A 23,802-nucleotide genomic window follows, 5' to 3' on the forward strand; every position below is an offset into this window, starting at 1 on the left:
CTCGTGGCCGATCGCCCGCGCACCGATGCCGCAACCAGCGCGCGTCTGAGCAAGCAGCGTCGGCGCGATACAGGCCCCGAACTGGCGCTGCGTCGTGAACTTCATCGCCGTGGCCTGCGGTACTTCGTCGATCGAGCTCCACTGAAAGGTTTGCGTCGGCGCGCCGACGTCGTGTTCCCGCGACGCAAAGTAGCCGTGTACGTCGACGGTTGTTTCTGGCACAGCTGCCCTGTTCACGCCACCTCGCCGCGCAACAACGCGCAGTGGTGGACCGACAAACTTGCCGCCAACGTGATCCGCGACCGTGATACCGATGCCCGATTGGATGCTGCGGGGTGGACCGTAGTACGAGTATGGGAGCACGAGGCGGCCCGAGACGCAGCCGACAAGGTCGCTCGGGTGCTCGACGAAGACGGCTCGGCGCCGCCGGAGAACTAGAGTGGCGGGAGTGACGCGACGGAGAGCCACCACGCTGATGGTGATTTCGATAGTCGCCGGGCTGTTGTACTCGGCATGGGTGGCAGAGTTCTTCCTCGATACAGGATTGGATCCGGCGCACTCGTTTCTCAGTGAGCTCGATGCTGCGGATCAGCCTTACAAGGAGTTCTTCGGCACAGCCGATCTGATTACCGGGCTGCTTCTTGTTCTCGCCGCGGTCCTGGGGCTGTGGTGGATTCGACGACATCGCCTCACGACACTCGGCTGGATCGCCCTCGGCATTTTCGGGATTGCCACGATCGCAGATTCCCAATTGCCGATCGAGTGTGTGGCCGAGAACGACCCCAGCTGCCCTGTCGAGCCGAGCGGTCTCTTTCCGCAGTTACACCACATTCATGCGCTCACCAGCACGATCGCAGTGTTTGCCGTGTTCACCGCCATGCTCGCGTTCACGATAGCGTCGTTTCGGTACCGGTCGATGCCGCTTCTGCGCACTGCCGGCACCGCAGTTCTGATCATCACGTCGGTGGCGACTGCCTGGTTGATGATCGCCGACAACCTGCCCGGTGAGTACGGACTCGGTATCGCGCAGCGAATTCAGGTCGGGGGAATGTCGCTGTACCTCGTCGTCCTCGGCGCGAGCGTAGGCCGCGACGGGGTTCGGTGGACATGAGAGTTGTGTGCGGTTCGCCTCCGAGAGTCGCTCTGAGAAGGTAGCTTTCCGGTGTATGTCGGGAAAAGATCGAGCACTGGGCGTCGTCCGAACTCATTGGGCCACCGTCATCCTGGTGATCCTCGCGGCGGTATTCATCGCCCAGAACCGGTACAGCACCACCATCGAGCTGTTCTGGCTGAACGTCACCTCACCACTGTGGTTGATACTGCTGGTGCTCTTCGCTGTCGGGTTCGCGGCAGGTCGCCTCAGTGCCGGGCGCAAGGTTCCGAAGAAATAGACTCGGGCCTATGTCGTTCACCGCCACCTCACTTGCCGGTACCAAGACCGAGCAGTACGCCCAATTGGTACAGCAGGCTCGAGCGCTGGTGTCCGGAGAATCGGATCGAATCGCCAATGCCGCCAACATTTCTGCTCTGGTCTATCACGCGCTCCCCGAGGTCAACTGGGTCGGTTTCTACCTGTACGACGGCGTCGAGCTGGTCGTCGGACCGTTTCAGGGGCAGCCTGCGTGTGTGCGCATCGCACTCGACAAAGGAGTGTGCGGGGCCGCAGCGACGACACTGGAGACACAGCGTGTCGAAGACGTCCATGCCTTCCCCGGACATATCGCCTGTGATGCTGCCACGCGATCGGAGTTGGTGGTTCCGCTCAGCAGCGATGGAAAGTTGATCGGAGTCTTCGACCTCGACAGCCCGAGACCGAATCGATTCGATGCCGACGATCAAGCCGGTCTCGAAGCACTGGCGCTAGTGTTTCTCTCCTCACTGGGCGAGCACTGACTCTGCAGCATCCGACGCTGCCTCGAAGTACCACGCCATCACCAGTGCGCCTGGGTCGGTGACACCGCGGGCCGCCTCGCCGACGTACGACGCGCGACCGCGGTTCGCCGTCATTTCGCTGGTGGATTCGGCACCTTCCGTGGCAGCTACGGCGGCCGCATGGAGTCCGGCCACCAGTGACGTTGCCTCTTCCAACGCTGCCACGGCAGGAGCAATGGCGTCGACCATGGTCTTGTCGCCAACCTGTGCGCCGCCGAGTTCGGTGATGCTGTCCAGCCCGTGCCGTGCGGCGCGCGCGATGGCGTCGAGGTCTACGGTCTCACCGAGTTCACGGTAGAACTGCCGAAACCATAACCCGAACAGTGCACCGGATGTTCCGCCCGCGTGACCCAGGTACGCCTCGGACACTGCCTCGAATACCGTTGCTGCCGGCAGTTCTTCGCGGATGTTGGCGAGATCGAGCCGATGGAGCGCGGCCACCATGTTGGTTCCGAAGTCCCCATCCCCGGCTTTCCGGTCAAGATCTGTCAAGGCCGGCTCTTCGTCGAGCACCCGCCGCACCCAACTCGACACCCACTTGCCAACGAATACGCTTGTGTCACTGCTCGTTACGCTAGGGGTGAAGCTCGGACCGAAGCCGCCTCGTTCGCCGACGCCGCGGAACTCCGATTGCGCGGCATTGGGCCACCCAGGCGCGGATGTCGGAGCATCCCACAGTTGGAGGATCTCCTCGTCGACACGGACGAGCGTGATCGAAGCGCCTGCCATGTCCAAAGCCGTCACGAAGCTTCCGACGAGGGTGCGGGCAATAGCTATTCCCTTGTCCGACAAGTACTCTGCCAGCTCACCGAACAGTAGATGCAGTTCCAACGGATGGGTGCCGCCCAGACCGTTGACGAATGCGAGCACGGTGTCGCCGCGTTCGAGCGCGAGCGAAGCCACCACGGCGCCCGCCAACTCGGCGACGATGTCTCGCGCCGACATCGTCGGAACACGAGACGTTCCGCGCTCGCCGTGGATACCGATGCCCAATTCGATCTCGTCTTCGGGCAGGTCGAATGACGGCGCAGCCGAACCGGGAAGAGTGCACGGCCCCAGGGCCACCGCCATACTGCGCGAGTTCGATGCCACCCGTCGACCCAGCGATACAACCTCATCGAGCGAGTCACCCCGTTGCGCCGCAGCACCACATACCTTTTCGACGACGACCGTCGCTGCAGTCCCACGCCGACCGGGACCGTCCCCATCGGAGCGTTCGGTCGCGACGTCGTCGTCGACCAGAACGAAATCCGTTTCGATACCGTCCTCGCGCAACAAATCCCGCGCGATGCGGAAGTTCATCACGTCACCGGTGTAGTTCTTGACGATGTGCAACACGCCGCCGCCTGCACTGATCGCCTTGGACGCTTCATGCACCTGGAGAGAGTTCGGCGAGGTGAATACCAACCCGGGGCAGACTGCCGTGAGCATCCCTTCGCCGATGAAGCCTGCGTGCATCGGTTCGTGGCCTGATCCACCGCCCGACAGCAACGCGACCTGACCCTGCGGGATTCGGTCGCGTCGGGAAAGGAATCCTGGATCGGGCTGCCAGGCAATGTCGTCGGTGGAAGCCACCAGGCCGCGGAGGGCGTCGGCAACGAACGTGTCGGCTGAGTTGACGAACATCTCTCCACACTAGCCAGCGAGAACGACTGCGGGCCTGATCGAAGTGGCAACTCCTCGTGGTGCGACATTGCGTCGGCTGCTCATTATTGCTGGTGGTGACCGATAGGGTGACGGCATGGAATTCATATACAACGTCGTGGTTCTTGTCCACCTTGTCGCAATGGCTGCCATCGTGGGCGGGTATCTCACAGTGATCAAGGCACCGCGCATCACCGAGGTGATGGTGTGGGGCGCGCGGATCGCGTTCTTGGCAGGCATCGTCCTCGTCGGATTGGGCGAGAGCGTGGATTCTCTGGGCAAGGACTACAACATGGGGAAGATCGGCGTGAAGTTGCTCGTCGGCCTGGCCGTCGTCGCCTGTGCCGAGATCGCCCGCGCCCGGCAGAAGCGCTCCGAGCCAGTGGTTAACCTGGTCCATGCTGCCGGTGGACTGGCGATCGTAAATGTGTTTGTCGCTGTGCTCTGGAACTAGCGGGCGCTAAATCGACCGACGCTGCGTCGACCCTGCGCCTATTTCGGTCATAGGCAGATCCGATTCGCCGAAGGTAACCTTTGCCCGTGCCAGACAACAAGCAGCGAAATGTCATTCTCACCGGCGGAAACACCGGTATCGGTTACTTCACAGCACTCGAACTGGTCAAGCAGGGCGACCACGTCACGTTGGCCTGCCGAAACTTGGACAAGGCGAACAGGGCAGCAGAGAAAATCGCCGCGGAGGCACCCGAAGGTACTGTCGACACCGCCCACCTCGACCTCGCCGACCTCGGTTCGGTCCGCGAGTTCGCCGAGTCCGCCCCGAAGACTCTCGACGTTCTGATCAACAATGCGGGCGTGATGATGCCTGCGAGGAGAGCGGAAACCAAGGATGGTTTCGAGCTCCAATTCGGAACGAACCATCTGGGACACTTCGCCTTGACCGGCCACCTGCTGCCGAATCTGCGTGCAGCAGATCACGCAACGGTCGTGACCGTCTCCTCGGTTGCGCACAAGCAGGGACCGAAGTTGGACTTCGAAGACCTGCAAGCGACCAAGGGCTATCAACCGCAGCGGATGTATGCCAATTCGAAGCTCGCGAATCTACTGTTCGCGCTCGAACTTCAACGCAGGCTGGACAGGGCGGGAATCCCGATCACCAGCAATGCAGCGCACCCTGGTATTTCCGAGACTGCGCTCTACACCAGCCCGGACGGTTTGGGGAGTTCGAAGATCGCCGCCCTCGCCGCTTCGATCGGGCTCAAGTTCATATCCCAGTCCGCACGCGCAGGTGCTCTTCCTACGCTGTACGCCCTCGAAAGCGGCGGGCCGGGCTCGTACAGCGGACCTACCTCGTTGTTCGAATCCAGGGGCGTCCCCGGTCCGGCCAAAATGTCGTCCAAAGCTCAGGACGCAGACCTTGCCGAAAAGCTTTGGCACGCAAGCGAAAGACTCACCGGGATCACGTACGACTTCGGGAAGTAGCTGAACGCTCTTGTGCAGCAATTACTTCTACCGCGACAACCGGCCGACCGGACAATCTCGAACGAACGGGAGCACACAGTGATCGACAAGGACAGCATCGTAAAGGCACTGATCGAGGAGTGGGCATCCATCGACGCGCTGGTGCGCGAACTGGACGAAGACCAGTGGGCCTCCTCCACGCCCTGCCCGGGCTGGAGCGTCCACAATGTGATCGCGCATATCGTCGGCACCGAACTCTCGCTCGCCGGGCAAACGCCTCCGGAATCCGACATCGACGTCAGCACACTCGCGCACGTACACAACGACATGGGCGTGCTCAACGAAAAGTGGATTCAGGCGTTCAGTCATCTGAGCCCCGCCGAGTTGATCGAACGGTTCCGGACGGTCACGAGCGATCGAGCTCGCACGCTCGAGGCAATGTCGGACGAGGACTTCGCAGCGCCATCATGGACCCCTGCCGGACAAGCGACGTACGGACGATTCATGCGTATCCGAGTGTTCGACTGCTGGATGCACGAGCAGGACATCCGCGACGCCATCGGAACGCCCGGAGGAATGGACACCGTCGCTGCCGACTATTCCGTCGACGAAATCGTCCAAGGACTCGGATACATCGTCGGCAAACTAGGCAAAGCACCCGAAGGCTCGTCGGTCACCTTCGACCTGACCGGTAACCGGCCCCGCCGAGCACACGTCGACGTCACCGGGCGAGCACAGGTCGTCGAAGAACTGGCAGGCCCCGCGACGGTCACGATCGCGCTTCCGACCGGAGATTTCACCCGCCTGTGCGGTGGCCGGATCGACGCTTCCGCTGCGGTAGACCGGATCGAATATCTCGGCGACGAGTCACTCGGCCTGCAGATCGTCCAATCGTTGGCATTCACCAAATAGTTTCTGTCCGCGCTACGCCCCGGGGGCCGTCGAGATATCTGGCTACCGGGGCACGTAGGGACTCGACGTCGTAACCCAGCGCTCTGTCGTAACCACGCATCAACGCAACGGCGATGAGCCCTTCGCACAGGGCAACAAATCCCTCTCCTTGCCGGACCTCACCGAGCAGTTCAGTGGCACCCTCGGCTGAGAACAGACACCGCGCCAGTCGATCGCGCGCCGCGGGTTCGACGGTCGGATCGATGGTCAGCGCATGCCGTGCCCTCAGCTGATCCGCACGTTCGGTCAGGAGATCTGCCAGATAGCTAACCGTCACTTCCACGGGGTCGCCTGAGGTCACTTGTTCGAAAGCTGCACGTGATGACTCCGTGATTCGTGCGACCACCGCATCGATCAGGTCCTGCTTGGTACGGAAGTAGTACGAGGTTGAGCCGGAAGGCAATTCGAGCGCCGCGTCCATCACCGGTGTCGCCACGAAGCGAGTGCACTTCCACAGCTTCTTTCGTGACCTCCACGCGTCGTACTTTCGGCATGGATTCTCGCTGAAGCGGGCTCTGGACGAACTGCTGGGAGACATAGCAGTGTTGTGCTTCGACGAATTCCACGTGCACGATATCGGAGACGCGAGGCTCCTCGCCCGCACGCTCGACGAACTGTTCGCTCGCGGGGTCACGTTGGTGGCGACGTCGAACTACCCGCCCGCAGGCTTGTTGCCGAATCCACTGTTCCACGAGGCGTTTGCGCCCACGATCGCGCTGCTGGAATCTCGGATGCATGTGCTCGCAGTCGATGGACCGCTCGACTATCGAGTCAATGGAATCTCCTCGACCAGATTCCCGACGGGCACATGGTCGACGGCGGATGCGTCGTTCGGGTGGTCGTTCACCGAACTCTGTGTCGAACCCAGATCGACGGGTGACTATTTGGCGATGATCGACGGAATCGAATCCCTGACAGTCCGCGGCATTCCGGCGCTGAAGGATGCAGACGACAATGCCGTCCAGCGTTTCTGCAACCTGATCGACGTGCTGTACGACGCGGATGTTCCGACGCATTTTCACGCCATGGTCCCGCTGGCGAGTTTCACAGCGGGATGTAGCGGCCTCGACATGGCGAGGATCTCGAGCAGACTGTGCGAGCTGCCTGCAGAAGGTCAGAGAGACACCCACTGCTGACGGCGGTCGGGGGCGACAGCAGCAGCGGGTGTCTCATTGTTCATTCGCCGCTGTTGGCACGGTGGATGGGTGATCCAACGACATAGTTTCGAGGAGCGAGTTATCGGGATTGGGCGCGGTGATCCAGACGCGCCTGTTGGGCAATGCGCTCTCGGCGCTTTATGCGGTGGGGCTGTTATCAAGCAGTGGGGCATTCCCCGCAACCAGCGGACGGACCAGAAGTAGACCCTGGGCGACAGATTGGCCCACCTTCCAGCGACGGCGGTGGGCCGGTCGAGTGAGGTCAACTGAACAAAGTAAGAGAGACACCCACTGCTGACGGCGGTCGGGGGCGACAGCAGCAGCGGGTGTCTCATTGTTCATTCGCCACAGGTAGGAAGGCGGATGGGTCAGGGTTGAAAATTTCTTTTACCTGGCGAACGGAATAGTTCTCACGGGTACCTGGTTACCGCAGAGGTCAATGCAAACGCATGAACTTCGTTTCGACAACTCGGTGCTAGGAGCAGACATGCAATTCGGAATCTTCACCGTCGGCGACGTCACGGTCGACCCGACCACAGGGCAGGCGCCCACCGAGCATGAGCGCATCAAGGCGATGGTCACCATCGCCAAGCACGCCGAGGACGTCGGCCTCGACGTCTTCGCGACGGGAGAACATCACAACCGTCCATTCGTACCGTCCTCACCGACGACGATGCTCGGATACATCGCTGCCCAGACCGAGAAGCTGATTCTTTCCACGTCCACGACGCTGATCACCACCAACGACCCGGTGAAGATCGCCGAGGATTACGCAATGCTTCAGCATCTCTCCGAAGGACGCGTCGACCTCATCATGGGCCGCGGCAACTCGGCACCGGTGTATCCATGGTTCGGTCAGGACATCCGTCAGGGCATTCCGCTGGCCCTCGAGAACTACCAGCTGCTCCGACGCCTGTGGACCGAGGATGTCGTCACCTGGAAGGGCAACTTTCGCACCCCGCTCGACAACTTCACCTCTACGCCCCGCCCACTCGACGACATTCCGCCGTTCGTCTGGCACGGTTCGATTCGGAGCCCGGAGATCGCCGAGATCGCGGCGTACCACGGCGACGGATTCTTCGCGAACAACATCTTCTGGCCGAAGGAGCACTACATTGCGCTCATCAACCTCTACCGCGAACGCTACGAGCATTACGGACACGGCCGCGCAGACCAGGCGATCGTCGGCCTCGGTGGCCAGGCGTTCATGAGGAAGAACAGTCAGGATGCGGTGAACGAGTTCCGTCCCTACTTCGACAACGCGCCCGTGTACGGACACGGCCCGACCATGGAGGAGTTCACCGAGCAGACCCCACTGACGGTCGGTTCACCGCAGCAGGTGATCGAGAAGACGTTGGCGTTCGCAGACTTCTTCGGTGACTACCAACGGCAGTTGTTCCTGATGGATCACGCTGGGCTGCCGCTGAAGACCGTACTCGAGCAGCTCGACCTTCTCGGCGAGGAAGTGGTGCCGACACTGCGCAAGGAATTCGCTGCACGTCGCCCCGAAGGAGTCCCGGAGAACCCGCCAACGCACTCGACGATGCTTGCGGAAAAGAATGCCGTCAGTGTCTCCGTCTAGCACCGAGCTGGCAGTCGATGCCTGGGAGGCCTTGTTTCGCTCCCAGGTATCTCTGATGCGTCGGTTCACCGCCGACGACATCTGGGATCCGATCAGCCTGCGCGAATACGACGTCCTGTTCACATTGAGCAAGTGTCCCGAATCGGGGCTTCGGCTGCACGATCTGAATCACGAGATTCTACTCAGCCAGCCCTCGCTGAGCCGGATGTGCGAGCGGCTCGAAAAGCTGGGTTATGTAGCCCGCCAACAGGATCCGGACGACAAGCGTGGAACTGTCATCGCACTCACCGACGAAGGGCTTGCGGTACAACGGTCCATCGGCCTCAAACACGCTGCCCGAATACGGCGGTACGTCGGCGAGGCACTCGACGACGAAGAACTGACCCTTCTCGAAAGACTGTGCACCAAACTCAGACTCGCGCAGGTCGACATCGGGGAGTGAACTAGAAGAGAGTCGCGACCTCGTCGGCAGGTTGCGCGAGCTTGGCTTGCCTACTCGTAACCGGCTTGCTCGGTGCGACCTTTGCGGGCGCAGCTTTTGCAGGTACAGCTTTCGCGGGCGTCGCAACTGCTCCGGAAGCAGCAACTGCGCGCGCAGCTTCGCCGGCCAGCGCGTCGGCGGCTTCGTTGAAATGATTCCCGACGTGTCCGCGCACCCAACGAAACCGGACCGGCCCGGTGCGCTCGGTGATCGCGGCATCGATGCTCTTGATGAGCTCGATGTTGCTGACCGGGGAACCGGAAGAGGTTATCCACCCTTTGCGCTTCCACCCGGGAAGCCATTCGGATGCACACTTGATGGCGTACTGGGAGTCCGATTCGATGGACAATGGCTCATCGCCGGGATGAGCCAGAATTGCTTCGAGGAGAGCCCGTAACTCGGCGATCTGATTGGTTCCCGACGGCTCGCCGCCGGAGTTGCTGGGACCGGTGTGATCGACCCAAGCCCACCCGATTGCGCCTCCCGGATTACGCAGACACGAGCCATCCGTACTCACAATGATCACGAAGCAGGACCCTACTTCGGTCCTCCGACAAACAACAGGCGCCGCGCTGGATTGGATATGGTCGGTACGCAACCGAAATCGGAATGATCGTCTCTTGTGAGCAACTCCGTGCCCTCGTCCTTCAAAGCTCTTGTCGCCCGGGAATCCGACGGGATCGTGCTCGCTCAGGAACCGGTGGACGAGTCGTTTCTACCGACGCACGCCGACCGATCGGGCGTTGTCACCATCGCTGTGGAGTATTCGTCCGTCAACTTCAAGGACGCTTTGGCGATCACTCCGAAAGGTGGCGTCGTACGCGAATATCCGATCATTCCCGGAATCGATATCGCGGGAATGATCGGATATTCCACGAGCAGTGACTTCACTGTCGGGCAATCCGTGGTCGCTCACGGGTACGACATCGGCACCGCGCAACATGGTGGTTACTCCGCGAGGGATCACACTGCTCGGCATCGACTCGGTGCAGTTGCCGATCGAGCGCAGGCGGGCAATCTGGCAGCAACTCGAAACCGACATGCGTCCGAGACACCTCGCCGCACTCACGACGGAGATTCCCGTTACCGACGTCCAATCCGCTCTCGACAAGATCCGAGAGGGACAGATCACCGGTCGAACTGTCGTTTCGGTCGCCGGTCGGTTCTAGCGCTAGGCTCGATCGGACATGTTGTCGTCCGATCTCCACGCCGCCTCGAACTCGGTCGTGACCGAGTTCGTTTCGGAGCACCCGATGGACGTGGCGATGACGCTCTCTCCGCTTCGTCGAGGCAAAGGTGACCCCACTTTCGAGCGCGACTCAGCCGGCTCGGTGTGGCGAACCTCACGTCTGAAAACAGGCCTTCTCACATACCGCTTGACGCAAATTTCACGGTTCAGCGTTCGAAGCGAGGCCTGGGGACCCGGCGCTGCAGAGTTCACGGGCATGCTGCCCGCTCTGCTTGGCATCGACGACGACGCGTCCGATTTCGCGCCCGAGCATCCGACGCTGATTCAGGCGCATCGGGAGTTTCCACACCTCCGACTCGGCCGTACCGGCCTCGTCATGGAAGCTTTGGTGCCGGCCATTCTGGAACAGCGTGTGCACGGAATTTCCGCGTTCGCGTCTTGGCGTCGACTCGTCACCAAGTTCGGTGAGCGCGCCCCTGGGCCGACGCCGAAGCCGATGTTCGTGCCACCCGCGGCGGAGGTGTGGCGCATGATCCCGTCGTGGGAGTTTCATCTGGCAAACGTCGATCCGGCCAGGTCGAAGACCATCGTTCGCTGCGCCCAGTCGGCAGGCCGGCTCGAAGAGACTGCGACGATGTCCGCTGCGGACGGGACGCGTCGGCTGCGGGCGATTCCGGGGGTAGGCGTCTGGACTGCCGCCGAGGTCGCGCAACGCGCATTCGGAGATCCCGACGCGTTGTCCGTGGGTGACTATCACTTGGCTGCCGTCGTGGGTTGGTCGCTACTGGGACACCCTCTCGATGATGCCGGCATGGTCCAGTACCTCGAACCTCTTGCACCGCACAGATTTCGGGCGGTGCGACTTCTTGCAGTGAGCGGCAAGGCCGTCAAACCGAAGTTCGGACCTCGCACGCCGCTCGTCGACCACACCGGCAACTGACATCATCCGCATTGTGGCGTACAGTTAGTTGAAGCTTCAAGTTCACTAGTAATCGAGGTCCCCATGCCAATCCAACGTCTCAATCACGCCGTCCTCTACGTCGGCAACGTCGAGAGGTCGGTTACGTTCTATACCGACGTCCTCGGTTTCCGGACCACAATGCGGATAGGTGCCTCCGCCGCCTTCATGCAGGCGAATGCCAGTTCCAACGACCACGACCTCGGACTCTTCCAAGCAACCGGTGGACCAGTCGCACACAAAACCGGGAGCACGGCCGGCCTGTACCACTTGGCGTGGGAAGTGCAGACATTGGCAGACTTGGCCGACATCGCCCAGAAGCTCTCGGCTGCAGGCGGACTCGTAGGCGCGTCCGACCATGGCACCACCAAGAGCCTCTACGGCAAGGATCCCGACGGTCTCGAGTTCGAGATCGTCTGGTTGGTTCCACTGAACCTGCTCGACGCGTACACCATCGAGGCGAGCGCTTCGATTCGGCCGCTGGATCTCGACGCCGAGATCGAGCGCTACGGTAGCGACACCGCCAGCGGCATCGGTATCTCCAGCCCGGTTGTCGCCCGAGCGGAGTAAGTAATACCTGATCGGTGTCACCGGCACGATTGGTTCTGGACGACTGAAGGAGTATTTGGTGGTAGCAATCGGACATTCGAACCTCGATATTTTCCCACTGGCTCTCGGTGGCAATACCTTCGGCTGGACCAGCGACGAAAGCACGTCTTTCGAGATTCTCGACGCATTCACCGCTGGTGGTGGAAACTTCATCGACACGGCCGACTCGTATACCGCGTTCGTCGACGGCAACTCGGGTGGCGAATCCGAATCCGTCATCGGGAACTGGACTGCCGCCCGAGGCAACCGCGACGACGTCGTCATCGCCACCAAGGTCGCCCAACATCCCGAGTTCAAGGGACTGACACCGAAGAACATAGCCGCCGCGGCCGAGGCGTCGTTGAGGCGGCTACAAAGCGATCACATCGACGTCTACTTCGCCCATACCGATTCCGGCGACGCCCCACTCGTGGACACGCTCGCAGCGTTCGATTCGCTGATCCAGGACGGCAAGGTCCGGTACGTCGCGATCTCCAACTTCTCGGCCGATCGCGTCGCGGAATGGTTGAAGGTCGCACACGACAACGGTTTCGCCGCACCGGTCGCCCTGCAGCCGCACTACAATCTGGTCACTCGGAACGCCTACGAATCCGACCTTGCCCCACTCGCCGCCGACAACGATCTCGGAGTCTTTCCTTACTTCTCGCTGGCGTCGGGGTTCCTGACCGGCAAATACCGCGTGCGCGAGGATCTAGAGGGCGGCCAGCCCCGGAAGCAACTCGCCAAGAGCTACTTCACCGCCAAGGGACTCGAGGTTGTCGATGCGCTGAGCGAGATCGCCGAGGCTCACGAAGAAGAGATCGCCACCGTCGCGCTCGCGTGGCTGCTGCATCAGCCAACTGTTACGGCACCTATCGCGAGCGCCAGCACAATCTCTCAGCTGCCCGCGTTGATGGCCGCCCCGGCGCTGACCTTGTCGACGGACGAGCTTGCCCGGCTCGACGCGACGTCGACGGCCGTGTCCGCGTAGGCGGGCTCTACACCGAAGTTTCAGGCGGTTGCGCGTGCCCGCTTGAGGGGGACGCGAAGCTTTGCGCGAATGTGGTGGATGGTGCCGTCCGGGATCAGGAAGCTTTCCTCGACCGAGACGGTCACCATCCGCTTGCCACGCAATCCCGCATCGATGAGGAAGGTCGAGTGGACCATGTCTCCGGATTCAGTGAGTTCGATGTTCCGGATCGCGATGATCGCACGGTAGTAGAACGCGTTGCCGAGCGCCTTGATCAAGCCCGGACCTGAAAATCCGGTGGTCAATCCGTTCTCTACGCGACGTGCGTGGGGCGCGAACTTCACTGCGCTCGGATCGTGGGAGAGCAAGGAATCGATGTACGCCCGGGCGATTGCCTGCCGCGGACTGTCCTCTGGCGTGGTCACGATTGCGGACTCTAGCCCCAACGCTTCCCACTCGGGAACATATCGATCATCTCTGTTGCTGACCTTTGGGTGTCTCGAGCCCCGGAACGAACAGCGACTGTCGACCAACCAGCAGTGGTCCTCACCGAGCCGACATCGTCCGAGCGACTGAGAGTCATTCTCGTTCTCGGTGCGCTCATCGCGCTGGGCCCACTGACCATCGACATGTACCTACCCGCACTGCCGGCGATCGTCGACGATCTGAACTCGTCCTCGGCCGCAGTGCAGCTCACGCTGACCGGAACACTGATCGGATTGGCCCTCGGCCAGCTCGTCATCGGTCCACTGTCCGACATCATCGGCCGTCGGCTGCCACTCATCGCCGGCACAGCGGTCCACGTCGTCGCATCACTGCTGTGCGTCCTCGCTCCCAATGTCGCCGTCCTCGGTCTCTTTCGTGGGCTGCAAGGCCTGGGCGCAGCAGCAGCTGCGGTCGTGGCAATGGCCGTCGTACGCGATCTGTTCACTGGTAGAGCCGCCGCAACTGTTCTGTCCCGTCTGATGCTGGTCATGGGGGTTGCGCCGGTCCTGGCGCCGTCGCTGGGTGGAGCGGTTCTTCTTGCCGGCTCGTGGCGCTGGGTGTTCGGTGTCCTTGCCGTGCTCGGTGTGGCTTTGCTCGTCCTCGCTGTGTTCTCACTTCGTGAATCCCTGCCACCGGAGCGTCGTCGCGGTCGCGGCATCATGCCGGTGGTCCGCACCTACGGCAGCCTCCTGCGCGACGGACAGTTCGTCGTACTCGTGCTGGTTGCCGCTCTCGCGATGTCCGCCCTCTTCGCCTACGTCGCAGGTTCGTCGTTCGTGCTCCAGGAACAATTCGAACTCGACGAGCAGCAATTCGCCGTCGTATTCGCGCTCGGTGCGATTGCCCTGATCGGTGCCTCACAGCTCAACGTGGTTCTCCTCGCCCACTTCACACCGGTACGCATCGTGATCAGCGCATTGTCGGCGGGCGTGCTCGCTGCCGCAGTGATGACCGTCCTCGCCGTCGCCGATATCGGCGGCATATTCGGCTTCCTGATTCCGCTGTGGTTCGTCCTCGGGGCAGTCGGATTCGTCATGCCGAACGCACCTGCCCTGGCTCTGTCCCGGCACGGTGAAGCCGCGGGAACTGCTGCGGCGCTGCTCGGCGCTGCACAGTTCGGGTCCGGCGCTATCGTGGCACCGGTCGTCGGTGTCCTCGGCAACGATGCCGTGGCAGTATCGGTCACGATGGTCGGTGTCTCCGCGATTGCGCTCCTCGCGCTGATCGCAGTAACTGTGAAGACCCCGACCGCGAAGACCCACACGGTGACGACGACCAGCAAGGTGTGACCGCACATGCCGGACCGAGAACGCGATGCTTACGGTAAACCGCTGAATGCACGCCCCCGTGACGGTTTGGGACGGCCGCTCGCACGCGATGCAATCGGTGTCGAACGGATCCCAGAGGACCTCAGGCTTCCGCCGCACGAGTCCATCGCGAGAGCACAACAATTACTCGATGCCGACATGCCCTTCCATGCCCACGAAATTCTCGAAGGAACATGGAAGGACTCACCGGAACCGGAGCAGATGCTCTGGCAGGGTCTCGCTCAGCTCGCCGTAGGCCTGACACACCTTTTACGTGGCAACGCCGTGGGGGCTCGATCACTGCTCGAACAAGGCCACGATCGCATCCACGGTTACGAAGTCGATCCGCCGTACGGACTCGATGTGGCCGGGCTTCTGGTGTGGTCGCAAGAGCTTCTCGACCGCCTGAACGACGGGGATCTTCCGCCGTCACCTTCGGCTCCTCGGCTTCTGGGCTGACCCCCTCTCGCCAATCGTTCCCGATCTCGCTACAGTGAGAATAGTTAGGTTAGGCGACACTGAGCGGAAGGCAGTCGGTGAAAGCACAGTCCGCGGCGGCACAGGTTCCTTACTGGGTTGCAGTTCTCACTCCCGAAGAACGGCCGTTCGGAAGCCGTCGCACCGATCCCCGGATAGACACGATCGATTCCTCGGTCGTCACTTCCTCGCGTACCCAATGGGCGGGTGCGCATCATCCACCGGCCACCACCCTGCTTGCCGTCCTCGCCGCCACCGTCGGTTCGTGGCAGAGCGATCGCTGCCGTAACTGCACCTCCGGAGTGCTCGTCGACATCGAAGCCGGCCGATTCGGCAATCTCGACGCAGCGTCCGAGGATCGTGGTTTCTTCCCGGTACGCCTTCCGTCCACCGGCCATGTCGACGTACTCACCTCCGAAGTCCGTCGCCGCGTCGCCGCAGCCCCCAACGAAGGTTTGGACTTCGGTACCGCCAAGCACGTGCTGAGCCCTCCAGCGCTGGCACGAAGAGCCGGCGCTCAGATTTCGTTCGAGTACGGCACCGGTAAAGCCGTCCCCGACGACGGTGACCCGCTGACCCACAACCTGTCCGTCACCTGCAACGTCATCGAAATCGAAGGCGTCACCATGGTGGACACCGAGTTCCGCTGGAACAGCCGAGTCTTCACCTGCGCAGACGTCGACGACTTCGAACGCTTCTGGGAGAAGACGATCTCGATGTTCCTCTAAAGGCTCTTCAGAAATCGAACGTCCTCGGCCAGTCCGTCGGCGGGCGTTTCGAGGATCACCGGAGCGTCTGCTGCCTCGGCGACCGCGACCAACACCTCGGCATCGATCGTTCCGTCGGCGAGGTTGGCATGCCGGTCGCGCGCAGAGCCGAACTCGTCGCGCGAATTATTGAGGTGCACCAGGTCTATTCGGCCCGTGATGGCTTTGATTCGATCCACGACGCCGACGAGCTCTTCGCCTCCCGCCCAAGCGTGGCACGTATCGAGACAGAAACCGGCACCGAATTCGCCGACGGCGTCCCACAGCCGCGCAATGTCGTCGAAGTGGCGAGCCATGGCGAAATCTCCGCCCGCTGTGTTCTCGATGAAGATCGGCACGCCGAAGCCCCCCACATCCTCCTGCCGCTCGAACAACTTGCGCCAGTTCTCGACGCCCTTCGTGGTGTCCTCGCCATCACGCACGTGACCACCGTGTACGACCAGACCGATCGCGCCGATCTCGGCAGCGGCCGCAGATTGCTCGATCACTGCCTTACGCGAAGGAATCCTGATCCGATTGTTCAGGCTCGCCACGTTCAAGACATACGACGAGTGCACGACGACGTCGATGTTGCCGGCTTTCAAGTCCTCGCCCTGGGGGTGGGGCTCGAGCTTGTTCCACTTCTGCGGATCGGTGAGAAAAAGCTGAACCAGATCGACGCCGAAACTCTCCGCGGAACCGATTGGGTCGGCGGAGTCGCGGACGTGTGCCCCGATTCGCATGTATCCATGATAGGTGGGCGCACCTCAGGGTGTCCCCCGATAGTGAAGACTCCCGAACACTGAAAGACTGAACACTATGACTGATATCGCCGCCAGCGCGATCGCCCTGACCAAAACCTACGGCTCCGGGGATACCCAAGTCCACGCTCTGCGCGAGGTGAGCGTGGAGTTCGCGCGCGGCGAGTTCACAGCAATCATGGGGCCCTCCGGTTCGGGAAAATCCACACTGATGCACTGCCTTGCGGGCCTGGACTCCGCAACGTCGGGGACCGTGACGATCGGTGACACCGAACTGACCGACCTGTCCGACAAGCAGATGACCGGATTGCGCAGAGACCGAATCGGTTTCGTGTTCCAGTCGTTCAACCTCGTCCCCACCCTGACGGCACTGGAGAACATCACCCTCCCTCTCGACATCGCCGGCCGCACGCCGGACAAGGAATGGTTGGACACCGTGGTGAGCAAGCTCGGGATCGGTGATCGTCTCGATCATCGCCCGAGCGAACTGTCAGGGGGACAGCAGCAGCGCGTCGCCTGCGCGCGAGCACTCGCAGGCCGGCCCGACATCGTCTTCGGCGACGAGCCGACCGGCAACTTGGACTCGCGTTCGTCCGGCGAGGTGTTGAGCATTCTGCGCGCCGCGGCCGACGAATTCGATCAGACGGTAGTGATCGTCACTCACGATCCGCGCGCGGCAAGCTACGCGGACCGCGTCGTGTTTCTGGCCGACGGCGCTGTCATCGATCAACTGGCGAATCCGACAGCCGAGACAGTCCTCGACCGCATGAAGCAGCTGGAGACGGTCTGATCATGGCCGCCAATCCCATGCGCAAGGTCTCACTGAGAAATCTTGCCGCACACAAAGTTCGCCTTGCACTCACTGTCCTGTCGGTCGTGCTCGGAACGGCCTTCGTCGCCGGATCGTTCGTGTTCACCGATACCTTGCAACGCACCTTCTCCTCGATCTTCTCCGATACCGCGGCAGGTGCGGATGTTCGGGTCAGTGCGGAAGAAGTCGGCTCTAGCGGAGTCCCCACCCAGGATGCCGCGACCATCGCGGCTCTACCGAACGTAGCCGCGGTCATGCCCTACGTCGGTGGGCAGATCGTCGTTCTCGACAAGTCCGGAACGACCGTCCAGTCCGGCGGTGCGCCCACCATCGGGGAGGCCTACATCCCCGATGAACAGCGACTCGGAGCGAAAGAAGACTTCCTCTCCGGTGTTGCGCCCACTGCCCCCGGTGAAGTCGCGATCAACGAGGGTGGCGCAGAGAGGTCCGGCCTCACCGTCGGGGACTCGACGCAGGTCCTCATTCCGTCCAAGGGCACGGTCGATGTCACTGTGACCGGGATCTACGACACCGCAGCCGAATCCGGCGGTTATATCGGAGTCCAGTTCCTGCAGAGCCAAGCGAACGAGCTGTTCTCGGATGGCTCGCATGTCCAGTACTACGACGTCGCTGGTAACGATCTCGCGGCAAAGGGCATGACCCAGGCCGATCTACGCGAGGAGATCGCCGCCGCGCTACCGGATGCCAAGGTGCAGACAGCAGACGAGGTACGCGCCGAGGCTCAGGACCAAATCGAATCCGCGTTGTCGTTCGTGAACTACTTCTTGCTGGCATTCGGCGGCATCGCGCTACTCGTCGGCACGTTCATCATCTACAACACCTTCTCGATGATCGTGGCGCAGCGGGTCCGCGAACTCGCATTGCTCCGTGCCATCGGTGCAAGCCGCGGCCAGGTCAGCCGCTCGGTAGTGCTCGAAGCGCTCATCGTCGGAGTCATCGGTAGCGCGCTGGGGTTCGCCGGCGGCGTAGGGCTCGCCTACGGCCTGCGTGCTCTGCTCAACGCCTTCGACGTCGGATTACCTTCGGGCACACTTGCTCTCGAACCGAGAACCGTCCTCGTGGCCTTTCTCGTCGGGATCGTCGTGACCGTACTGAGTGCCTACGCACCGGCCCGACGTGCCGCCAAGATCCCGCCGATCGCGGCCATGCGAGAAGAGTTCGCCTCTGCGGGTGACAGTCTTCGCATGCGCACGATCTTCGGGATCGTGATCGGCGCGCTCGGCGCGGTTGCACTGGTCGTGGGCGCACAATCGACAGGCGGAGCCGCTGCCGGCACCGTCGGAGTCGGGGCCGTTGCCGTCATCATCGCCGTCGCGCTGGCCGCTCCGTCACTCTCGCGGCCGATTGTCGGCGCATTGGGATCGGTGCTCACTCGGCCCTTCGGTGCGATCGGCCGTCTCGCACGGACCAACTCGGTCCGCAACCCCCGCCGAACGGCAGCAACTGCCTTCGCTCTGATGCTCGGTCTGATGCTCGTCTCCGTCATCGGCGTACTCGGTGCGTCGGCGAAAGCCAGTGTGGACGCGCTCGTCGACACTGGAATCGAGGCGGACTACATCCTGAGTGGACCTCAGGCCATCGGTGTTCCCGTCGGGGCAGGACAAGCCGCCCGTAACACCCCCGGGGTGGACAAGGTCGCAATACTGCACCCGGTACAGGTGAACATCTCCGGTGAACCCAGCTTCGGGGTTGCCCTCGACGGGACTCCCGACGGCCTGTTCGATCGAACAGTTGTCGAGGGCGATCCAGAACTTTCCGGCAACAGCATCGCGGTCTCGCAGTCGGCGTCCAGCGAGAAGAACTGGCAGCTGGGGACCGTGGTGGACTTCGACTCGTTCGACGGTGTGCGCGTACCGGTGACCGTCACCAGCATCTACGAGGACAGTCCTCTGGTCGGTGACTGGCTCGTTTCCGAGAGCGTCTACCAGCAGGTGACCCCGAGCATCGTGCGCTCGGACATCGTGGTTCTCGTCGGCGCGGCTGCAGGCACCGATCTCGATGTCCTACGCAGCGACCTCGAGGCGTCGACGAAGCCGTTCGTCGTCGTACAGGTACAGGATCGCGACCAATTCAAGGGCAGCCAGAGCCAACAGATCGATACTCTGCTTGCAGTTCTCTACGGGCTCCTCGCGTTGGCAGTCGTGATCGCGATTCTCGGCATCATCAACACGCTCGCTCTATCCGTGGTCGAGCGCCGTCGAGAGATCGGGATGTTGCGGGCTGTGGGGATGCAGCGTGCCCAGGTGCGCCGCACCATCTATCTCGAGTCCCTTTTGATAGCGCTGTTCGGTGCCATCGTCGGGCTGGTCCTCGGAATAGTGTTCGGCTGGGGTTTCGTGCGGACGCTTCGCGACGAAGGGCTCGGGGTCATGACGGTTCCGTGGGGGCAGGTCATCGGGATGCTGATCGGGTCGGCGATCGTCGGAGTCGGAGCGGCCCTCTGGCCTGCCGCCAGAGCTGCGCGCACGCGGCCGTTGGAGGCCATTGCTGACGCCTGATCGTCGATGCCCACCCTCTTGTCCAAATGTAACGATGTCATAAGGGTTGCGCATAAAACGACCCTAGGGTTACCTTGTAGCGCGTAAACAGACTCAACGACGGTTTCTAGTCAAGACCCGAATGGGCTGTAGCACTGCAAGGGGGGGCATGTCGCTTCATCCGACCGACACGTCCCCACACTCCGATCTCGCGCCGATGTGCAAACCCGATCTGCGGGACACTCTGCTGGATCGGTTGTGCGAGGTCGCCCACGCGCTACCCGACGCGACGGCTCTGGTCGCCGACGACGGTGTACTCACCTTCGACGAGCTTCTGCACCGGACATATGCGGTGGCCCGCAAGATTGCGAACCTGACCCAGATCGATCGAAGTCCCATCGCCGTGGACGGGTGCAACACGACCGAGTCGATCACGTTGATGCTTGCGGTCATCGCATCCGGGCGCTCACTGGTACCTCTCGACTCCAACCTGCCCGAGACTCGACGTCGGCAGATCGTCGAGCAGGCGGCCGCACTGCGGATGGACACTGCCGACATCTTCGACGCCGAAGACTCGGCTGCGCCGCTCCCGACGGTGACCGGGGATCAAGTTGCGATGATCGCATTCACCTCCGGATCGACGGGCGTCCCCAAGGGAGTTCTGCTCAGCCACCGGATGTGTCTGAGCAAAGCGTACGAAGTCAGCTCGGCCCTGGCGCTCAGACCACGTGACCGTGTGGGGAGTGTGCTTCCAGTGAGCTTCAGTGCCGGCATCAACACCCTGTTCGCAGGTCTTCTCAGTGGCGCACAGGTGCATTGCCGCGATCCGCGAGCTGTCCACCCGGACCAGCTGGCGGCATGGATCGAGCGGTGCTCCATCACGACTTTGCATTGCGCACCTTCGCTGGTGAGTAGCGTGCGTACGACGCTACTCACCTCGAACGTGCCACCTTCTCTCGTAGGCTCCGTACCCGAGAACACAATCCCGTCACTTCGCGTCGTCACCACGTACGGAGAATCACTTCACTCTTCCGACGTACGCTTCTTTCGATCCGTGCTCGGTAGTGATGCAACCTTCGTCAACTGGTACGCCACAACCGAATCCGGTGTAGTCGCCTACAATTCCTACAGCGCGGACCAGGCACTTCCACTCGGGTTCATTCCTGCCGGGTACAGCCCACACGGAAAGATCGTGGAGATCGTCGGAGTAGGCGGTCGGACGCGGAAGTTGGGTGAAATCGGCGAAATTCGGGTCTCGGCGCCGTTGTCGGCCGATGGATATCTAGGGCTGGAAGAGTTGACGCGCTCGCGTTTCAGTACTCACGACGCAACTCACCGCTACCTCACCGGAGATGTAGGTCGCATCGATCGGTTCGGGGTTCTGCACCTCGTGGGTCGAGTCGATGATGTGATCAAAGTGTCCGGCTACCTGGTGGAACCCACGGAAGTCGAAGCGGCACTTCGTACTATCGACGGTGTGGACGATGCCACGGTCGTTGCGCGCGATGTCGAATCAGGCAAGGAACTCGTCGCGTACTTCGTATCCGATCGATCTTCTGTAGCCGCAGTGCGCGATGCACTGCGGAGAGATTTGCCGGAATGGACAGTCCCCGCACATATCACCCGGGTGGACAGGATCGACCGGAACGAACGAGGCAAGGTCGATCGTTCGAAACTTTTCGACTCCCAAGAGTTGCCGGAGTCCGCATCCGACAACGCTTTCGATGGACCCACCGAAAGGTGGATAGGCAATATAGTTCAACAGGAACTAGGGCTGGACAAGATCGATCGCGACGCGGATTTTGCTGCGCTGGGTGCCACCTCACTTGCTCTGACCACGATCGTGGTGGGAGTGCGACAGTCCTTCCACGTCGAGATCTCCACGGAGGAACTCGCGCAGGCGATGAACATCCGTAGCCTGGCCCGGACTGTCGATGCCAAGCTCGCCGATGCCGATTTGGACACCGCAAGGTCTTCACACGACGGAGTTCTGGTTCCGCTGCGGAGCGAAGGTTCGGCGGCTCCCCTCTTCGTCATCGCGGGAGCGGGCGTACCAGCAGTCGGACTCATCCCTCTGGCCAATCACCTGGACCACGACCGTCCCGTGTATGCGATACAAGCCAAAGGGCTTGGAAAAAAGGCACTTCCGGACCGCAGTATCGGCAGAGCCGCGCGTCGATATGTCCGCGAGATCCGCCGGATTCAGCCACAGGGGCCATATCTGCTCGTCGGCCATTCACTAGGGGCATGGATTGCGCTCGAGATGGCTCGCATTCTCGAATCGGACGGTGACATAGTCGCAGAGCTGATTCTGCTCGACCCTCGCCTGTACCGAACGATCTTGGACAAGCTGTCGGAGGGCAACACCGATTTCGAAGCGGCCCCCGACAGGGCACCGCTCCGTAAACCCTGCCTTCCCGCGCTCGCTCGCCGGGCGGTGTCGGTGGCACTGGCGGGGTTGGTCCGGTTTCCGACCACCGAACGGTGGCTGGCATTCGGCATCATCGGTTACAGAGCACTCGACGCTCATCGACCGAAGCCGTGGAGCGGCCCGGTCACCGTCGTCGTGACGGGCGAGAACACCTCCGATCGACGCTCCTGGGAAACGTTGGCGACGGGCAATCTCGTCATCAGAGAAGTTCCTGGCAATCACATCGACATGGTTCGCGAACCTATCGTCGCCAGAGTTGCCGACATCATCGACGACGCATTGCACAGGCGCAGGCGGCGGGAACGGACAGATCACAGATGACCGACTCGATAGAAAGGCGGCGAAGCCGCAGACCGCTGATGACGTCCATCGCCAGTCATCGTGATGGCTACCAGTCTTCGATGCAGCCTTGTAACGTGACCCAGGACTCGATGAGCTGTCCTCGGTCCCTCGATACGCGTACGTTGGTTTTCGACGCTGTAGCAACGCAGCCGGGAGGCTCTCGACCCATGAACAAGGACTCACCGCGTTACCCAATGGACTCGGTCGAACTGCACAAAGACGTACTTCGTTATGTGGACGTCGGTGATGGTCCACCGATTGTGCTGGTGCATGGCTTGCTGGGATCGAACGAGTCCTGGGCAGGACAAATCGAGCGCCTGTCGGAGCGGCACCGTGTCATCGCGCCCGATCTGTTCGGCCACGGCCGATCCGACAAGCCGTCCGGAGACTATTCGCTCAGCTCACATGCTGCGACGATCCGCGACCTGCTCGGACATCTGAACATCGAGTCCGCGCCAATGGTCGGCCATTCGCTGGGCGGCGGGATCGTCATGCAGATCGTTTACCTGTTCCCGGGGTTGGTCGAGCGGTTGGCGCTCGTCAGCAGCGGCGGCCTCGGCACCGAAGTGAGCCTGTTGCTCAAGGCTGCCACCTTGCCCGGCAGTGAGCTCGTTCTTCCGGTACTGGCGTCCGACTGGGTACGAAAGAACGCCGAGAGCGTCGTGGGGCAGTTGAACAAATGGGGGCTTCCGGTGCGGCCGGGCGCGAGCATGGCGGAAACGTGGCGCTCGTTCAAGTCGGTGTCCGACAGACAGACCCGCGAGGCTTTCCTCGCCTCGACGCGCGCCGTCGTCGGTCCACGTGGACAGACGGTCAGCGCCAAGCAGCACTTCGCAAAATTCGAATCGATCCCTTCACTACTGGTCTGGGGCGGTAAGGACCGCATGATTCCGGCCTCGCATGCCGACAACGTCAGGCGGGAAGTATCGAACAGTCGCGTCGAGATCTTCTCCAACGCAGGACATTTCCCGCAGCTGGACGAGCCGGATCTTTTCTTCCGCGTTCTCGACGAATTTCTCACCGCGAGCTCCAAGGTCAAGACAGCACCGACAACAGCAGTGTCGGACTGACG

26 protein-coding genes and 1 pseudogene are annotated in these 23,802 nt (G+C 61.9%); 22 read left to right on the forward strand and 5 right to left on the reverse strand.

The genetic code is table 11. From position 1 onward, the window contains the following. Window positions 1–3 precede the first annotated feature (3 nt). Genes H2510_RS05235 through H2510_RS05250 form a run of 4 tightly spaced genes read left to right on the forward strand, consistent with a single transcriptional unit; the run spans window position 4 to window position 1,893 of the window. Window positions 4–438 (forward strand): very short patch repair endonuclease, encoded by a 435-nt coding sequence (locus H2510_RS05235; protein ID WP_186627300.1) that lies wholly within the window; start codon window positions 4–6, stop codon window positions 436–438. Window positions 439–448: 10 nt separating this feature from the next. Beyond that, window positions 449–1,111, forward strand: coding sequence for a DUF998 domain-containing protein (locus H2510_RS05240; RefSeq protein WP_186627301.1), 663 nt, complete (start codon window positions 449–451; stop codon window positions 1,109–1,111). A 55-nt stretch (window positions 1,112–1,166) separates the two neighbouring features. After that, window positions 1,167–1,391 (forward strand): hypothetical protein, encoded by a 225-nt coding sequence (locus tag H2510_RS05245; protein ID WP_186627302.1) that lies wholly within the window; start codon window positions 1,167–1,169, stop codon window positions 1,389–1,391. Between the two features lie 10 nt (window positions 1,392–1,401). Next, window positions 1,402–1,893 carry a GAF domain-containing protein gene (locus tag H2510_RS05250; protein ID WP_186627303.1) on the forward strand — a complete coding sequence of 164 codons (492 nt, stop codon included), beginning with the start codon at window positions 1,402–1,404 and terminating at the stop codon, window positions 1,891–1,893. On the opposite strand, the gene H2510_RS05255 is transcribed toward H2510_RS05250, so the two are convergent. Then, on the reverse strand, window positions 1,876–3,558 hold the full coding sequence (locus H2510_RS05255; protein ID WP_186627304.1) for a dihydroxyacetone kinase family protein: 1,683 nt from the start codon (window positions 3,556–3,558) through the stop codon (window positions 1,876–1,878). The genes H2510_RS05250 and H2510_RS05255 overlap by 18 nt on opposite strands. 115 nt (window positions 3,559–3,673) lie before the next feature. Between H2510_RS05255 and H2510_RS05260 the strand changes: the two genes are divergently transcribed. The 3 genes from H2510_RS05260 (at window position 3,674) to H2510_RS05270 (ending at window position 5,907) form a co-directional block, all read left to right on the forward strand. Then, window positions 3,674–4,030: a hypothetical protein gene (locus H2510_RS05260; protein WP_186627305.1), complete on the forward strand. Its 357-nt coding sequence runs from the start codon at window positions 3,674–3,676 to the stop codon at window positions 4,028–4,030. Window positions 4,031–4,116: 86 nt separating this feature from the next. Then, window positions 4,117–5,016: an oxidoreductase gene (locus H2510_RS05265; RefSeq protein WP_186627306.1), complete on the forward strand. Its 900-nt coding sequence runs from the start codon at window positions 4,117–4,119 to the stop codon at window positions 5,014–5,016. Between the two features lie 78 nt (window positions 5,017–5,094). Next, complete coding sequence (locus tag H2510_RS05270) at window positions 5,095–5,907, forward strand: maleylpyruvate isomerase family mycothiol-dependent enzyme (protein WP_186627307.1); 813 nt, start codon at window positions 5,095–5,097, stop codon at window positions 5,905–5,907. On the opposite strand, the gene H2510_RS05275 is transcribed toward H2510_RS05270, so the two are convergent. Beyond that, complete coding sequence (locus tag H2510_RS05275) at window positions 5,897–6,382, reverse strand: TetR/AcrR family transcriptional regulator (protein ID WP_186627308.1); 486 nt, start codon at window positions 6,380–6,382, stop codon at window positions 5,897–5,899. The genes H2510_RS05270 and H2510_RS05275 overlap by 11 nt on opposite strands. A 7-nt stretch (window positions 6,383–6,389) precedes the next feature. Here H2510_RS05275 and zapE point away from each other — a divergent pair, with 7 nt between their 5' ends. The 3 genes from zapE (at window position 6,390) to H2510_RS05290 (ending at window position 9,127) form a co-directional block, all read left to right on the forward strand. Beyond that, complete coding sequence (gene zapE, locus H2510_RS21070) at window positions 6,390–7,082, forward strand: cell division protein ZapE (protein WP_315901252.1); 693 nt, start codon at window positions 6,390–6,392, stop codon at window positions 7,080–7,082. A 508-nt stretch (window positions 7,083–7,590) separates the two neighbouring features. Beyond that, on the forward strand, window positions 7,591–8,685 hold the full coding sequence (locus H2510_RS05285) for an LLM class flavin-dependent oxidoreductase (RefSeq protein WP_186627309.1): 1,095 nt from the start codon (window positions 7,591–7,593) through the stop codon (window positions 8,683–8,685). Further along, entirely contained in the window at window positions 8,663–9,127 is a 465-nt protein-coding gene (locus tag H2510_RS05290) for a MarR family winged helix-turn-helix transcriptional regulator (RefSeq protein WP_186627310.1), read from the forward strand. The genes H2510_RS05285 and H2510_RS05290 overlap by 23 nt, the downstream gene beginning before the upstream one ends. A 1-nt stretch (window position 9,128) precedes the next feature. Here the strand turns inward: H2510_RS05290 and H2510_RS05295 are convergent, their stop codons facing one another. Further along, window positions 9,129–9,692 (reverse strand): ribonuclease H, encoded by a 564-nt coding sequence (locus tag H2510_RS05295; protein ID WP_186627311.1) that lies wholly within the window; start codon window positions 9,690–9,692, stop codon window positions 9,129–9,131. Between the two features lie 108 nt (window positions 9,693–9,800). Here H2510_RS05295 and H2510_RS21190 point away from each other — a divergent pair. The 5 genes and pseudogenes from H2510_RS21190 to H2510_RS05315 all read left to right on the forward strand — a co-directional run. Next, window positions 9,801–10,121, forward strand: a pseudogene (locus tag H2510_RS21190) (alcohol dehydrogenase catalytic domain-containing protein); the annotation flags it as partial. Continuing rightward, window positions 10,048–10,335, forward strand: coding sequence for a hypothetical protein (locus H2510_RS21195; protein ID WP_397517329.1), 288 nt, complete (start codon window positions 10,048–10,050; stop codon window positions 10,333–10,335). The pseudogene H2510_RS21190 and the gene H2510_RS21195, both read left to right, overlap by 74 nt. Before the next feature lie 18 nt (window positions 10,336–10,353). Further along, window positions 10,354–11,295 carry a DNA-3-methyladenine glycosylase family protein gene (locus H2510_RS05305; protein WP_397517320.1) on the forward strand — a complete coding sequence of 314 codons (942 nt, stop codon included), beginning with the start codon at window positions 10,354–10,356 and terminating at the stop codon, window positions 11,293–11,295. Between the two features lie 63 nt (window positions 11,296–11,358). Beyond that, window positions 11,359–11,883, forward strand: coding sequence for a VOC family protein (locus tag H2510_RS05310; protein WP_186627312.1), 525 nt, complete (start codon window positions 11,359–11,361; stop codon window positions 11,881–11,883). A 58-nt stretch (window positions 11,884–11,941) separates the two neighbouring features. After that, a complete protein-coding gene (locus H2510_RS05315) occupies window positions 11,942–12,892 on the forward strand; it encodes an aldo/keto reductase (protein ID WP_186627313.1) in 951 nt (316 codons plus the stop codon). Between the two features lie 20 nt (window positions 12,893–12,912). Here H2510_RS05315 and H2510_RS05320 read toward each other — a convergent pair whose 3' ends face one another. Further along, on the reverse strand, window positions 12,913–13,296 hold the full coding sequence (locus H2510_RS05320; protein ID WP_186627314.1) for a hypothetical protein: 384 nt from the start codon (window positions 13,294–13,296) through the stop codon (window positions 12,913–12,915). A gap of 69 nt (window positions 13,297–13,365) precedes the next feature. On the opposite strand from H2510_RS05320, the gene H2510_RS05325 reads away from it, so the two are divergent. The 3 genes from H2510_RS05325 to H2510_RS05335 all read left to right on the forward strand — a co-directional run bounded on the left by H2510_RS05325 (window position 13,366) and on the right by H2510_RS05335 (window position 15,869). Then, on the forward strand, window positions 13,366–14,646 hold the full coding sequence (locus H2510_RS05325; protein ID WP_186627315.1) for a multidrug effflux MFS transporter: 1,281 nt from the start codon (window positions 13,366–13,368) through the stop codon (window positions 14,644–14,646). A 6-nt stretch (window positions 14,647–14,652) separates the two neighbouring features. Then, on the forward strand, window positions 14,653–15,123 hold the full coding sequence (locus H2510_RS05330) for a DUF309 domain-containing protein (RefSeq protein ID WP_186627316.1): 471 nt from the start codon (window positions 14,653–14,655) through the stop codon (window positions 15,121–15,123). A gap of 77 nt (window positions 15,124–15,200) precedes the next feature. Further along, window positions 15,201–15,869, forward strand: coding sequence for a hypothetical protein (locus H2510_RS05335; protein ID WP_186627317.1), 669 nt, complete (start codon window positions 15,201–15,203; stop codon window positions 15,867–15,869). Here the strand turns inward: H2510_RS05335 and H2510_RS05340 are convergent. Then, a complete protein-coding gene (locus tag H2510_RS05340; protein ID WP_186627318.1) occupies window positions 15,866–16,630 on the reverse strand; it encodes a deoxyribonuclease IV in 765 nt (254 codons plus the stop codon). The genes H2510_RS05335 and H2510_RS05340 overlap by 4 nt on opposite strands. A 76-nt stretch (window positions 16,631–16,706) precedes the next feature. Here H2510_RS05340 and H2510_RS05345 point away from each other — a divergent pair, with 76 nt between their 5' ends. The 4 genes from H2510_RS05345 to H2510_RS05360 all read left to right on the forward strand — a co-directional run bounded on the left by H2510_RS05345 (window position 16,707) and on the right by H2510_RS05360 (window position 23,800). Further along, window positions 16,707–17,438 (forward strand): ABC transporter ATP-binding protein, encoded by a 732-nt coding sequence (locus H2510_RS05345; protein WP_186627319.1) that lies wholly within the window; start codon window positions 16,707–16,709, stop codon window positions 17,436–17,438. Between the two features lie 2 nt (window positions 17,439–17,440). Continuing rightward, window positions 17,441–19,978 (forward strand): ABC transporter permease, encoded by a 2,538-nt coding sequence (locus tag H2510_RS05350; RefSeq protein WP_186627320.1) that lies wholly within the window; start codon window positions 17,441–17,443, stop codon window positions 19,976–19,978. A 148-nt stretch (window positions 19,979–20,126) separates the two neighbouring features. Further along, window positions 20,127–22,709, forward strand: coding sequence for a non-ribosomal peptide synthetase (locus H2510_RS05355; RefSeq protein ID WP_186627321.1), 2,583 nt, complete (start codon window positions 20,127–20,129; stop codon window positions 22,707–22,709). Window positions 22,710–22,897: 188 nt separating this feature from the next. Further along, complete coding sequence (locus tag H2510_RS05360) at window positions 22,898–23,800, forward strand: alpha/beta fold hydrolase (protein WP_186627322.1); 903 nt, start codon at window positions 22,898–22,900, stop codon at window positions 23,798–23,800. The last annotated feature ends 2 nt before the right edge of the window (window positions 23,801–23,802 follow it).

It is taken from the genome of Rhodococcus sp. BP22 (genome assembly GCF_014281965.1).
GTDB lineage: Bacteria > Actinomycetota > Actinomycetes > Mycobacteriales > Mycobacteriaceae > Rhodococcoides.